This is a genomic window from Acinetobacter rongchengensis (assembly GCF_003611475.1).
GTDB lineage: Bacteria > Pseudomonadota > Gammaproteobacteria > Pseudomonadales > Moraxellaceae > Acinetobacter > Acinetobacter rongchengensis.
This window is the reverse complement of sequence record NZ_RAXT01000001.1, coordinates 25,806-39,098: the sequence shown is the minus strand read 5'-3', so window position 1 is coordinate 39,098 and position 13,293 is coordinate 25,806. Positions and strand designations below refer to the sequence as shown.

16 protein-coding genes are annotated in these 13,293 nt (G+C 35.5%); 9 read left to right on the top strand and 7 right to left on the bottom strand.

The features are described 5' to 3' along the window. Positions 1-102: 102 nt before the first annotated feature. The 6 genes from D7V20_RS00235 to D7V20_RS00210 all read left to right on the top strand — a co-directional run bounded on the left by D7V20_RS00235 (position 103) and on the right by D7V20_RS00210 (position 5,214). Positions 103-1,290 carry a phosphoglycerate kinase gene (locus D7V20_RS00235; RefSeq protein ID WP_120382357.1) on the top strand — a complete coding sequence of 396 codons (1,188 nt, stop codon included), beginning with the start codon at positions 103-105 and terminating at the stop codon, positions 1,288-1,290. 334 nt (positions 1,291-1,624) lie between these two features. Next, positions 1,625-1,900 (top strand): hypothetical protein, encoded by a 276-nt coding sequence (locus D7V20_RS00230; protein WP_120382356.1) that lies wholly within the window; start codon positions 1,625-1,627, stop codon positions 1,898-1,900. Positions 1,901-2,030: 130 nt separating this feature from the next. Then, entirely contained in the window at positions 2,031-3,068 is a 1,038-nt protein-coding gene (fba, locus tag D7V20_RS00225; RefSeq protein WP_010111512.1) for a class II fructose-bisphosphate aldolase, read from the top strand. Between the two features lie 90 nt (positions 3,069-3,158). Continuing rightward, positions 3,159-4,010, top strand: a complete 852-nt coding sequence (locus D7V20_RS00220) for a DMT family transporter (protein WP_120382355.1) — start codon at positions 3,159-3,161, stop codon at positions 4,008-4,010. A 46-nt stretch (positions 4,011-4,056) separates the two neighbouring features. Beyond that, complete coding sequence (locus D7V20_RS00215; RefSeq protein ID WP_120382354.1) at positions 4,057-4,530, top strand: hypothetical protein; 474 nt, start codon at positions 4,057-4,059, stop codon at positions 4,528-4,530. Between the two features lie 81 nt (positions 4,531-4,611). After that, a complete protein-coding gene (locus D7V20_RS00210) occupies positions 4,612-5,214 on the top strand; it encodes a GNAT family N-acetyltransferase (protein ID WP_120382353.1) in 603 nt (200 codons plus the stop codon). A 70-nt stretch (positions 5,215-5,284) separates the two neighbouring features. On the opposite strand, the gene D7V20_RS00205 is transcribed toward D7V20_RS00210, so the two are convergent. After that, on the bottom strand, positions 5,285-5,776 hold the full coding sequence (locus D7V20_RS00205) for a GNAT family N-acetyltransferase (RefSeq protein ID WP_120382352.1): 492 nt from the start codon (positions 5,774-5,776) through the stop codon (positions 5,285-5,287). Positions 5,777-6,262: 486 nt separating this feature from the next. Next, a complete protein-coding gene (locus D7V20_RS00200; RefSeq protein WP_120382351.1) occupies positions 6,263-7,177 on the bottom strand; it encodes an AraC family transcriptional regulator in 915 nt (304 codons plus the stop codon). Between the two features lie 189 nt (positions 7,178-7,366). Between D7V20_RS00200 and D7V20_RS00195 the strand changes: the two genes are divergently transcribed. Then, entirely contained in the window at positions 7,367-8,599 is a 1,233-nt protein-coding gene (locus D7V20_RS00195) for an alkane 1-monooxygenase (RefSeq protein WP_120382350.1), read from the top strand. A 134-nt stretch (positions 8,600-8,733) separates the two neighbouring features. Here the strand turns inward: D7V20_RS00195 and D7V20_RS00190 are convergent, their stop codons facing one another. Together D7V20_RS00190 and D7V20_RS00185 are read right to left on the bottom strand one after the other, a co-directional pair. Further along, entirely contained in the window at positions 8,734-8,892 is a 159-nt protein-coding gene (locus D7V20_RS00190; protein ID WP_235831577.1) for a type II toxin-antitoxin system RelE/ParE family toxin, read from the bottom strand. Further along, the gene (locus D7V20_RS00185) at positions 8,870-9,067 is read right to left on the bottom strand and encodes a type II toxin-antitoxin system RelB/DinJ family antitoxin (protein WP_235831576.1); all 198 of its coding nucleotides are present in this window, start codon (positions 9,065-9,067) and stop codon (positions 8,870-8,872) included. Before D7V20_RS00185 ends, D7V20_RS00190 begins: the two co-directional genes overlap by 23 nt. Positions 9,068-9,265: 198 nt before the next feature. Between D7V20_RS00185 and D7V20_RS00180 the strand changes: the two genes are divergently transcribed. Both D7V20_RS00180 and D7V20_RS00175 read left to right on the top strand, forming a co-directional pair. Further along, positions 9,266-9,631, top strand: coding sequence for a hypothetical protein (locus tag D7V20_RS00180; protein WP_120382349.1), 366 nt, complete (start codon positions 9,266-9,268; stop codon positions 9,629-9,631). 233 nt (positions 9,632-9,864) lie between these two features. Further along, positions 9,865-11,160, top strand: a complete 1,296-nt coding sequence (locus D7V20_RS00175; RefSeq protein ID WP_120382348.1) for a hypothetical protein — start codon at positions 9,865-9,867, stop codon at positions 11,158-11,160. A gap of 594 nt (positions 11,161-11,754) precedes the next feature. On the opposite strand, the gene D7V20_RS00170 is transcribed toward D7V20_RS00175, so the two are convergent. The 3 genes from D7V20_RS00170 to D7V20_RS00160 all read right to left on the bottom strand — a co-directional run bounded on the left by D7V20_RS00170 (position 11,755) and on the right by D7V20_RS00160 (position 13,289). Then, positions 11,755-12,210 carry a DUF2087 domain-containing protein gene (locus tag D7V20_RS00170; protein ID WP_120382347.1) on the bottom strand — a complete coding sequence of 152 codons (456 nt, stop codon included), beginning with the start codon at positions 12,208-12,210 and terminating at the stop codon, positions 11,755-11,757. Positions 12,211-12,553: 343 nt separating this feature from the next. Beyond that, positions 12,554-12,880, bottom strand: coding sequence for a TusE/DsrC/DsvC family sulfur relay protein (locus D7V20_RS00165; RefSeq protein WP_120382346.1), 327 nt, complete (start codon positions 12,878-12,880; stop codon positions 12,554-12,556). A gap of 124 nt (positions 12,881-13,004) precedes the next feature. Continuing rightward, complete coding sequence (locus D7V20_RS00160) at positions 13,005-13,289, bottom strand: hypothetical protein (RefSeq protein ID WP_120382345.1); 285 nt, start codon at positions 13,287-13,289, stop codon at positions 13,005-13,007. Positions 13,290-13,293: the final 4 nt, after the last annotated feature.

The following is a 13,293-nucleotide window of genomic DNA, read 5'->3' as shown; positions in this document are numbered from 1 at the left end:
AATCTCAATATTTCTACAGCTTTTCTACAAAAGTATCTAACCTTTTTTTGCGTAATCATTTAGAATCTACGCGATTTTTAATATCTATAAAGAGAGCTATACATGAATTTTCAGCGTATGACTGACCTTGATTTAACGGGCAAGCGTGTTCTTATTCGTGAAGATTTAAACGTTCCTGTTAAAAATGGTGTGATTACAAGTGATGCACGCTTACGTGCAGCATTACCAACAATTAAGCTAGCACTAGAAAAAGGTGCAGCTGTAATGGTTTATTCTCACCTTGGTCGTCCTGTTGAAGGTGAACCACAACCAGAGCAGTCACTTGCGCCAGTAGCAGCGTATTTGACGGAAGCTTTAGGACAAGAAGTAAAATTATTTACAGACTATTTAGAAGGTGTTGACGTTGCAGCAGGACAAGTTGTTCTACTTGAAAACTGTCGTTTCAACGTTGGTGAAAAGAAAAATAATCCTGAACTTGCAGCAAAATATGCAGCGCTTTGCGATGTATTTGTGATGGATGCATTTGGTACTGCGCACCGTGCAGAAGCTTCAACTGAAGGTGTGGCGCGTTTAGCAAAAGTTGCTGCTGCAGGTCCATTATTGGCTGCGGAATTAGATGCACTGGGTCGTGCATTACAAACACCTGAAAAACCAATGGTTGCCATTGTTGCAGGTTCTAAAGTTTCTACAAAACTTGATGTATTAACTTCACTTTCTGATATTTGTGACCAATTAATTGTTGGTGGCGGTATTGCCAATACGTTCTTGGCTGCTGCTGGCTTCAATGTTGGTAAATCATTGTGTGAAAATGATTTAATCGATACGGCTAAAGCCATTGCTGCTAAAGTATCTGTACCACTTCCTACAGATGTTGTAGTTGCCGATGCTGCTGAAATTGATTTTTCTGACTTCTTGGGTTCTTTGGCAAAAGCAAAAGCAACTGTGAAAAAAGTTGAAGATGTTGCTGATAACGACATGATTTTAGATGTTGGCCCAGAAACAGCAAAAGCATTTGCTGAAACCCTGAAAACATCTAAAACGATTCTTTGGAATGGCCCAGTGGGCGTATTTGAAGTTGATCAATTCGGTGAAGGCACAAAAACTTTATCTTTAGCGATTGCTGAATCAGCTGGATTCTCTATTGCAGGTGGTGGTGATACTTTGGCTGCTATTGATAAATATGAAGTTGCTGACAAAATTGGTTATATCTCGACGGGTGGCGGTGCATTCCTTGAATTTGTAGAAGGTAAAACACTTCCAGCAGTTGCAGTATTGTTAGAGCGTGCATAATAGAATTGTGTTTATTTAATATTCATTGTGAGTATTTAAGTAAAGAACTGTTTTATAAAGGCTGCCACAGTGTTTAAGTTGATCAGTTAAGAGTGAGAGTGATTACTCACTTAAGAATCTCCCCTAACCCCTCTTTTGAAAGAGGGGAACTGCTGCCTACTTTTTAAAGGTAAGGAGTATGCTTCACAAGGGGGAGGATTTAAAAATACTTAACTAATCTGCATTAGAAGCTGTGTCAGCCTTTTTTATTCAGCGATTCACAATTAAGTCATCAAAATGAAATATATCTGCAATAAAATCGTGAGCATTAAATCACCAGCTGTGGAAAAATGTGATGAAATTTAAATTTGCACTGATTGCACTTATTCTTGCACCTTTAGCTTTAACGGCGTGTAGTAAACAAGACAAAGCACCTGCATCTGAACAGACTCCAGCTTCAAGTGTTGCTACTGAGTCAGAAACAGTCAGTCCTGAACAACAAGCAGCAATTGACGCAATTGATAAGCCTGTTTTGGATGAAAAGAATACCGATGTTCCTGCTGAAAAAGCCAATGCACCTGCCGATGTTGCAACTCCTGCAACAGCAGAGGAAGCTCCAAAAGCACAATAATTGATTTAGCTTTGTTGTTATTTGTTAAAAATCCCTGCGAAAGCAGGGATTTTTTATGAAATAGTGAATATTGTTGCTGAATTGAAATAATTCCCCATGTAGAATATTGGGCATTACCTGGGAGGATATTATGGCACTTATTTCATTGCGCCAGCTCTTGGATCATGCCGGTGAACATAACTACGGCGTTCCAGCGTTTAACGTAAACAACTTAGAACAAATGCGCGCAATCATGTTAGCCGCAGACGAAACGAATTCACCTGTAATCGTGCAAGCTTCTGCTGGTGCGCGTAAATATGCAGGTGCTCCATTCTTACGTCATCTTATTTTGGCAGCAATTGAAGAATGGCCACATATTCCAGTGGTAATGCATCAAGATCATGGTACAGATCCAGATGTATGTCAGCGTTCTATCCAACTTGGTTTCTCATCTGTAATGATGGATGGTTCCCTAGGTGCGGATGGTAAAACACCGACAACGTATGAATATAACGTAGATGTAACTCGCCGTACTGTTGAAATGGCGCATGCATGTGGTGTTTCTGTAGAAGGTGAAATTGGCTGCTTGGGTAGCCTTGAAACTGGTTTGGCAGGTGAAGAAGATGGTGTGGGCGCAGAAGGCGTTCTTGACCATTCTCAACTTTTGACTTCAGTTGAAGAAGCACGTCAATTCGTAGCAGATACCAATGTAGATGCCTTGGCAATCGCTGTAGGTACTTCACACGGTGCGTACAAATTTACACGTCCACCTACAGGTGACATTTTGGCGATTGACCGCATTAAAGAAATTCATGCGGCGCTTCCAAATACACACCTTGTTATGCATGGTTCAAGCTCTGTTCCACAAGAATGGTTAGCTGTAATCAATCAATACGGCGGCGACATCAAAGAAACTTATGGTGTTCCTGTTGAGCAATTGGTTGAAGCGATCAAGCATGGTGTGCGTAAAATCAACATTGATACAGATTTACGTTTAGCGTCTACTGGTGCGATGCGTCGTATGATGGCTGAACAACCAAGCGAATTCGACCCTCGTAAATTCTTTGCAAAAACTGTTGATGCAATGAAACAAATTTGCGTAGATCGCTATGTGTCGTTTGGTACAGCGGGCAATGCTGACAAGATCCGTCCAATTTCTTTAGAGAAAATGGTTGATCGTTATAAATAATAATTAAGGTTATTTATACAGTGCTATATAGGAGAAGCCCACTTTTTGTGGGCTTTTTCTTGATGAATCAATTGATGAAAGAAGATAACAATGGAACTTATATTTTCAGCAGCATTGTGTAGTGTATTGGTCTCGATCCTTTTAAAACTTGCCAAAAATAAAGGGTTCGATGCATTACAGATGATTGCTTGGAATTATGCGATTGCCAGTATTTTAAGTTATTTATGGTTTAACCCTAATTTAGCCCATATTTCGGTTTCAGCGACACCGTGGTGGTTGATTGTTGTTTTAGGGATGCTATTACCCAGTATTTTTTTGTGTTTGGCGAAGTCTTTACAGGCCGCAGGGATTCTAAAAACTGAAATTGCACAACGACTATCGGTTGTATTGTCGCTTTTAGCTGCTTATTTCTTATTTCAAGAACAGTTTAGTCAGTTGAAAATAATCGGGGTAGTACTGGGTATTTCCGCTGTGCTGTGTCTTATTTTTTCCCAATCAGCTTCTTCCAATACGGTTTTAAACCGCAAAGGCATGTTATTTCTACTGAGCGTGTGGGTTGGCTATGCCATCGTCGATATTTTATTAAAATACACCACCAGTTTAGGGCTACAATTTCCTGTTATATTAACTTTAATGTTTATTTGTGCTTTTATTGTTTCAATCATTTATCTTCTTATTCAAAAAGCACAATGGAAAATAAAAAATATCATTGCGGGTTTATTGTTAGGTTTTTTAAATTTTGCCAATATCGCGTTATATGTAAAAGCTCATATTCTATTAAAAGATTCTCCTGCCATTGTTTTTGCAGGGATGAATATTCTTGTGGTACTGTTTGGTGTGATTGCAGGCTTATTCATCTTTAAAGAGAAGCTGAATAATATAACAATACTTGGTCTTGTTTTAGGACTTGCAGGCGTAATGTGTTTGGCTTTGGCGATCTAATTTTTTAAATTGAATACAAAACAAGAGAGAAATAAAAGAGAAACGAATGATGAAAAAACTTTATATTTTAGTTGTCGGTTTATTGGTTGCGATGAATAGCTCCGCAACTTCTTTAAAATTGGTCGAAACTGAGCATGAGAAAGGAGATCGTGATAATCCGCCGTTAACGACATATAGCTATCAATCAGCTGTACCATTAACAGTTGAATATTCGTATGGTTATGATTCTGATCATGATGAAAATAATCTTGGAATACTTTTTTCAGAGCAAGATATTCGACAGACTTACTTAGGACATACACGGTTTTTGGTGAGTGATGATTCCAAAAGACTTCAAAAATCATTAAGACTCCCCAATAAAGCACTTAAACATGGTTGTTTCTATAATGGCAAAGCCGAAATCCAATTGGATGAAGTATATGTTGTCCGAAATGATATAACGACTTCATCATATGGTGGTATTTTTATCAAAAATATCAAACCATTAAATGCCATAAAAGTTAAGTGTAATGAATATTAAGTGTTGAAGGATATTTAAGTTTTAAACCCCGTGATTTGATGACTTCCAATATATCGATATTTTAAAAAAGTGAATATTCAAATGAGTGAATTAGAACAATTATTTATAGATGTAGATTTGAAACAAAATAATGTACGTCTTATTCCTTTATCCTATGCACATGAACACGGGCTTGCGGAAGCCTGTAAAGATGGTGAGTTGTGGAATTTAAGAATTACTTCGGCACCACATTTTTCAGAAGTTAAAAATTATATCGAAACAGCCTTAGAGCAAAAAGCGCAGGGAAGTCGTTATCCCTTTGTTGTGATTGAGGAAAGTACAGGGAAGGTTATTGGAACCACCAGTTTTCACGATATTTTATTAGCAGTAAAACGTTTTGAGATTGGTTATACATGGTATGCAAAATCGGTACAGCGAACGCATGTAAATACGACCTGTAAGTTACTATTACTGAAATTCGCATTTGAACAACTTCAAGCCAATACTGTGGGGCTGCGTACAGATCAATTTAATTTTAAAAGCCAAAAAGCGATTGAACGTTTAGGTGCTAAAAAGGATGGTGTTATTCGTGGTCATGCTTTACGTAAGGATGGCACGATTCGAGATACGGTCATGTATAGTATTATCCAAGCTGAGTGGGAAAATGTGAAAGCCCATTTAGAAGACTTATTGGCGCGTCACTAAATAGACTTTGCAACATCAATAAAATTATTCTATAAAAATCAGTTATACATTCTAAGATCGGTACTTCAATTTATTGATTACTTATGTGTTTTGAATAATATAAATCATTGTCTTCTAACTTGATAAAACTGAAAAGATTTTTCTCTAATACTTTGATTGAAGCGGTATTTTGTGGATCGACATAAGCTTCAAGATATTGAATAGGGAACGTTTCTTTTAAATGTGTTTCAAGCCATTCAACAGCTTTGGAAGCGTAGCCTTTGCCCCAAAATGGTTTAAAAATAACATAGCCAATTTGAACAGTTTTTTGTTGAGGGAAAAGCGTCGCTTGTAAAGTTCCGATCGGTTGTTTGTGTACTGAATCATTGAAAATAACCCAGTTCATCCAAATTTCATCAGCAGTGGCTGAACCTTGAATTAAACGTGAATATCTTGCTTCAAGTGCTTGTATAGATGCGTACTTTTGATCTGGAATATAGTGGTAAAGTGCATCATCTTGTAAATATTCAAACAGTAGATTTGCATGGTCGATATTTAAACTTTGAAAATAAATTTTAGTCATTAATGTATTTAACCGCTTTAGTGAGTCTGTATTTGTTGTAAGCACATTTGCTTCTATTTTGTCATGATAATACTTAAATAACTGATGTTAGACTTTTGAAGCAATATGTATGATCTAAATGTTTAAAATAATAAATCTTTAACAGAGTCTTACATGTAAGGTTTATATTTAGGAATAAGCCTTCGGCTCGACCTGAGAGGAACTACCTCGCAAGGCTTTCGGGATGAGTGGCACTGCCACGCAAGGGCAAAACCTGAGCTGTGATTAAAGCAGCGCAAGAGTCGCCAACTCGACACAGATACTATCAAGTACCTAATATATCGCAAAAACAGTATATTACAGCTCTTGCGGAATATATTCCTCCTGCCTCAAACAATAGCAGATGACATTTTCGCGTATCCATTAATCATTATGAAGAAAATTAAAAGAATTAGACTATCATCGTTTAATATGTGTTAAGTAATTGAATACTCATCAAAGTTCAGCTTATTGGTTACGATATTGACTAGGACTGAGTTCAAATTGCTTTTTAAAAGCTTGGCTAAATGCTGTTTCAGAAGAATAACCGACTTGATGGGCAATTTGTTGAATAGAAAGTTGACCTTGTTTCAGCAATTGGCTGGCTAAACGAAGCCGATGCTGTTGCAAATAAGCCAAAGGTGTTTCTCCAACAATCTGATTAAATAAATTGGCAAATTTAGAACGTGACATACAACAGGTTTCAGCCAGAGCTTCAACCGTCCAGCCTAATTCGGGTTGGCTGTGAATGGCAGCAAGCGCATTGGAAAGCTCAGGATGAATTAAGGCATTGAGCCAATTGTTCTGATGCTGCATTTGTTCAATATAATCACGGACACACTCAATCACCATGATACTGACTACATGATCCATGATCTTGTTTTTACCCGCCATGGTTCGACGAGTCTCTGCTGAAACAAAATATAATCCAATGCGTAACCACTCAGGTGCTTCATCACTCAATGCATTTTGGATATGCAAATAGGATGGTAAAGCATTGACCAAAGGTTTGGCCATAATTGCATTGAGTTGGCATCTTACGGTGAGGATTAAGGTCTTTTCGCTTTCCCCTTGACCAAATTCAATTGCATCTTGTCTTAAACCATTAAAGAGTGAATGAATACTTAATACTTCAACTAGTTTTTGATTTGCTGTTGCCATGACTTGGTGTTGTAGTCCAGCAGGAATCAGCAACATATCGCCAGTATTTAGATTTAAACTTTGATGATGAATTTTTACATGTGCTTGACCATATAAAATAATATGTGCAATGACGGCGGATTGTTCTGCGTATTCAAAAGCCCAAGTACCTTGAGCCTGCAAATAGATATATTCAGAGTGATTTAGATGAATATCATCAAAAATTTTACTCAATGCATCCATAGACTTATTTCAATATCCCATAGCGATGATTATAAAACCCATAACGTGTTAGAGCATGTGCGAATAGGACAATTTCTAGGTTGAATGTGCCAAAGACTTTTACATAGCTTTTTTGGACGATCACAACTGTTGTTCAATGCCTGAATAAACAAATATATACGTAAGAATAAGGCATTAAAAGGTGAAGTTATGAATGCTCCAGTACAAATGACTGAATTACAGCTTCAGGATGTAAAGCAAAAGTCAGGTTTTCAGCTCGATAAAAAAAGATATTTATGGATGATTAGTCCATCATTGCCTGTGATTGGTTTAGGTATTTTAGCGGGCTATCACGTTGCACCGAAACCGTTGAAAAAGGTCTTTGCACTGGGTGGTCCAATTGTTTTGCACGTGATTATTCCAACCATTGATTCACTGATTGGCAAAGATAAAAATAATCCAACGGCTGAAGATGTAAAATTACTCGAGCAAGACCCTTACTATGCGCGTTTGGTGAAATCATTTATCCCGATTCAATATGCTGCCAATGTCTATGCATGTTATTTAGTGAGCCGTAAACAAACGTCGTTACTGGACAAAGTTTTATTAGGCATGTCCATGGGAGCGATTAACGGCATTGCCATTAATACTGCACATGAATTAAGTCATAAACATGACCGTATTGACCATATCCTTTCACATTTGGCATTAGTCCCTTCAGGTTATAACCATTTCCGTATTGAACATCCTTATGGGCATCATAAACGTGCAGCAACTCCAGAAGATCCAGCTTCTTCAAAAATGGGTGAAACGTTCTATGAGTTTTTGCCACGCACAGTGATTGGTTCATTCAAATCTGCAATAGAAATTGAAACCAATCGTTTAAAACGTAAAGGTTTAGGCTTTTGGTCAAAAGACAACGAATTACTACAAGGTTGGGGAATGAGTACAACTTTCCATGCTTCAATGATTGGTTTATTTGGAAAAGGCATATTACCTTATTTAGTCACTCAATCGGCTTATAGTATTGGTTTATTTGAAATTATTAACTACATTGAGCATTATGGTTTATTACGCCAAAAAAATGAAAATGGTAAATATGAACGTACCATGCCAGAGCATAGTTGGAATAATAACAACATTGTAACGAACTTATTTTTATATCAGTTACAACGTCACTCAGATCATCATGCTTATCCGACACGTCCATTCCAAGCATTGCGCCACTTTGATGAAGCGCCTGAATTACCGAGTGGTTATGCAAGTATGCTATTACCTGCATTGATTCCTTCTTGGTGGTTTAAAATCATGGATAAGCGTGTGTTTGATCATTATCAAGGCGATTTGAATAAAGCCAATATTTACCCAAAACGCCGTGCAAGTTTGTTTAAAAAGTTTGGTGTGATTGATCAGTTATTAAATACATCAAAACAAGAAGTTTAAGACATTTTATTGATTGTGTAACTGATTTAAAAAATCCCTTCCTTTGAAATAGGAGGGGATTTTTAGATTTCTTAGGTTGTTTTTTGCTAACCGCCTTTAGAAAATTCAAGGAGCATACTTCGTAACAGAAGGATTTAAGCATTCCTTAACAGCATCATGACTTCCTTGAGCTTCACCATGTCATAGCGACCGCTACGAGAAAGCCTTTGCCAATCTGCTAGAAACTCTTTGGTATAGTCCGATGATCGAGGTAAAACGGCACGCTTAGATTTAGCTGTTTTTTTCGAGGTCATTAAACAAGTCTTCTACATTTTCAAAACGGGCTTTTTTCGCTTGGATCAGCTCATCTGCTTCATTAAGAGCAGAAACAGTTTTAGCATTCGGCACACGGACATCGAACGGTATAGCTTGTTCTGCCATAACACGAGTTAAAAAGATTCGTACAGCATCAGAAACAGACATACCCATTGATTTTAGAGCCTACTGTGCCTGTAGCTTCGTATGATTATCAATTCGAACGTGTAGCATTGAGGTTTGAGAAGTCATATCTTCACCTTAATAAAACATCACTTTTTAAGTAAATTTATAACCACTCATAATTACTCATAACCACTCAATTAAAAATATGCTAATATAAATTTACGAAATTAAATTACAAGAAAGACTATGAAAAAAGTTCCATCAGCAGATTTACAAGTAATAGAAAGTATTACTGCCCAATTAATTGATAATGTTAATTTAAAATTGCAAACTGATCATGATGAAGAAAGTAAAGCTTTTTCGCTCAAAATCACTAAAGAAAACATTAGAGAGATAACAGGTCGAAGAGTGGTAAGAGACAGTGTATTTGATGGTTATAGTACAACGATTAAAGAGAAATTTCCTGCAACGCAGATTTCAAGAGTAAGCGATGGAATAGTCATATCTGTACCAGCATATGGAGCCATAGAGCAACCGCTGACTCTAGCTAAACTCGCTTCTGAGAACAAAGACCTCACAGATGAATTGGAAGAAAGAAATAGCGAAGATTAAGACTAGATATCTACTGTTTTTTAAAGTAGTTAATTTTAGGTTTAGTTTACAATCCCAAATAAATATGATTGAAAAATACTCACATTGCATGAAAAGTCTACTAAAAAACCATTTAATCAAATGGAGCTTTTTAGTGGATATCAATGCCTTGATTTAAAACAAATTATCTAGAGTATTTCGTATAACGTGCATTATGTTAATTTTAAAATTACTAACAAGATAAGGAGCTAAAGTTGTTAAGTGATAATCATGAACTTTTAAAGAAATTAGAAGAGTTATTCAGAATTGAATTTATTGGAAACTATGAAGATGATACCTGCTCCGTAAAAAAAGTAGGAATAACAAATAGAATCATTAAAGATTTAGATGATGAGCAACTCTGCTTTAATTTGAAAGAGTTCAAAGAATGTGTACAACAGCTTTCTAATATGAAACAAGTTGATGAATTATTAATATATGATAAGAAAAATTATGAAGTTGTTGCCTTACAAGAAAATCGTAAAATACCATTTTTTAGAAGTGATATTTCTATATCTAATAATGAAATATCATACTCATTTGGAAAAGTAAGTTTTACCTTTCTTCTTCATTTAATTTCTATTGTTAATAAAACAGAAATAAATCACTTGATTAGAATGGGAAGAAGAAGTTGGATAGATGAAAGTCTAAAATTAGAAAATGGTTTATATAACTTCAATGAGTTACTCTGTGATTCTCTTCGCTTATATTCAATAAAAATCAGTACTGAAAAAGAATCATTAAATGAAAATAATATCAATAAATATGAAACATCTTATAAATTCCATCTAGCATATAATCTAGACATAACACTTATACCGCAAAGATTCTTAGAAGAAATTTTGGGATCTAACCGAATTAGAAGTATGCGTGAAGAAGATATCCAAGACTTGGATATTCCCAAAAAATTTTATAATGAGGATATAGTAAGTCATTACATACTTGCTATTTCCAGTGATAATTTAGTAATTCAATATCTAAGCTATTATCATGTTATTGAACATTTTTTTAATAAAATATCTGATGAGGAAATAACTAGTTGTTTTAGAGATATCATTACTTCAGAAAATTTTTCTTATAAAAAAGATAAAGATATCATGCGTGCTGTAGATAAAATAAAATCTTTTTACATGAAAAAAATTATAGATGATGATTTAAACTATAATGAGTTCGATTCTCTTAAATTATGTTTAAAAAAATATATTAAAATTAAAGAAGATATCTTAGATAAAATAACTGCTTACAAACCTGAGTTAATTGATTTTTATAAAAATAATACAGTATATTTTTCTGAAGGTGACAAAGTTAATTTAAATAATAATGATGAATTAAATGTAATATCAACCTTAGCAAAAAGAATTTATTACACTAGAAACTCATTGGTACATAGTAAAGATGGAGAGAAGAAAAAATATGAACCTTTTAAGCATGATAAATACTTAATAAAAGAAATACCATTACTTAGATTTATTGCAGAAAGTATAATTACTCAAGAAAGTAAAATAATTTAAAACAATGCGCTTACTCTCTCAAGATCACCACTGCCGTCGCTTCGCTTGGGGCAGATGGTGAACGTTGAGAGAGTTTCGGCAATACTCTCCCTAAAGGCGGTCATTTAAAAAAATGACGCATCCTTTAAGTATTGCCGATTTACCGCATATTCTTTTGGCTTCGGAGCCACGTATATCGGTCGTATCCGCACATAGCTTTGCAAACTATGCAGACAAGGACTAAAGGTCTTGCACCTCTCCCCACACGCTCCCTGTCGAAGTATGGCGGTATCTCTGCGAGGGTTTCCCCAACATACAACTTAACCAACCTATACAACTACTCTTAACGCTCCGCTTTTGTGAGATTCCCCTGTAGTCAATAGTAATGCTAATGAGTAATGTCAGCCAGTTAGGAGTAATTTAGTCGTTACTCATCTAAGAATCTCCCCTAATCGTGAGCCGTATATGGTGCAAGGAAAAAGAGGGGAAATATTGAGAATTTAAAAATTTTAGATTCTCTTGCGCTGCTGTGCTGCTCATCCCTCCTTTTTCAAAGGTGAGGAGCATAGCCCCGCAAGGGAGGATTTAAAAAGGCTTAACTTATTAGCATTAATGCTAATGAGCGCCTTTCATATGCTGATTCATTCTTTCCAATTTTTGCTGTTCAAGCTGCTGTTTGATTTTAAACACAGTGACATCAATATCCATAGTCGACAATAAATCTATATAGGTTTTTGCAGGATGTTTATCTAAAAGCTGTAATCTTTGGTATTCGTTTCCAGCCAAATTTCTATGCAAAAATCCATAATCGATCAATGTTCTACGTAATTCAACATGATCAATCCACAGTATGCTTCCAGTACTATTTAACCAGTGTTTCAGCGCTTGGTTGACATCTTTTTCATTGAGTATTTGGGATGATGGAATGGTCAATGAAGCCAGTCCTAAGCAAGTCTGAAATTCTTCTTGCTTTAAATTTTTAAGCGTGAAATCCTTTTTCTTCAAAAGGCGTTGCAAGATTACCAATAGGTCTTGTTGATGAACGGTTATTTCGGAAGTCGTGGTATTCATTATCAAACTCTTTTTTGTTTTGAGGTTTTGTAGGATCTCTACGAATCACATATTTTCAAATTTATATTGTTGCTGAATAGCGTTGCGTCTTTCTATCAAATTTGCGATAAAAATCTATGATTATCCTACAAAAATAAAATGAACAATTGAAGTGATTTGGAAATAAAAATCAAAATAGTGATTCAAATGTATTTAGGATTTAATTGTATTAAGTTACAACCATTTAGTTGTTGATAAGCATCCTTTGAAAACTCACTTTTAACGCTGATAAAAAGTCTAAATTTTTAATTTACTGCTTATTTAAAAGGGCTTATTTGAAAATCCAAGTTTAATCAAATGTGGATTATAAGCAATTTGCAGGTTTTGGAACTCCCGCTAAACGGCTTAAATGACGAGCCACTAAACCTGTATTAAATTTCTCTTGTAAAACAGCATTATTAATCTCAGGACTCACTGTTTTCATTAAAAATTTAATCAATGGGCGTGTTGCAGGAGAATGCCCAAATTGTGCATAGAATTGGCGCACAGCTTGTAACACTTCAAAATGCCATGCGGTTAATTCTAAGTCTAATGTTTTGGCTAAAGTTTGTGCGACATCTTCATTCCAAATGGTGTAATCAAGTAAATGACCGTCTTGATCTAGTTCCAACTCTTCTAACTCTAAATGCATAAAATAGCCTAAGCAAATTGAATCATCGCTTTATGTTTTGTTCATAAAATGATGAATGAATAGATTACATCCAATGATTTCAATCAAATCAAAATAGATTGGAATTACAAAACAGTAGATCGTATTAGTTTAAACGAATACAGCGTTTAAAGTCTAAAACCCAGTCTGCAAATTGATCATATGAGAGCTTTTGTATTTGATCGGGTAAAGATCCAACTAAAATTTCTGCATCATTTTCCAATACAGCAACACGTTGTTTATTTAAAACACGTGGGTCTTGAGCAAATAGAACAGCATCACCCATTAAAACCACAGAATCATGTATTGAATAGATGCTTTCTAATTGGTTTAAAACAGCATCTGTATGCTGAAAAGAAGATTGAATTAAATACAGTGTTTTATCTGACATGAAC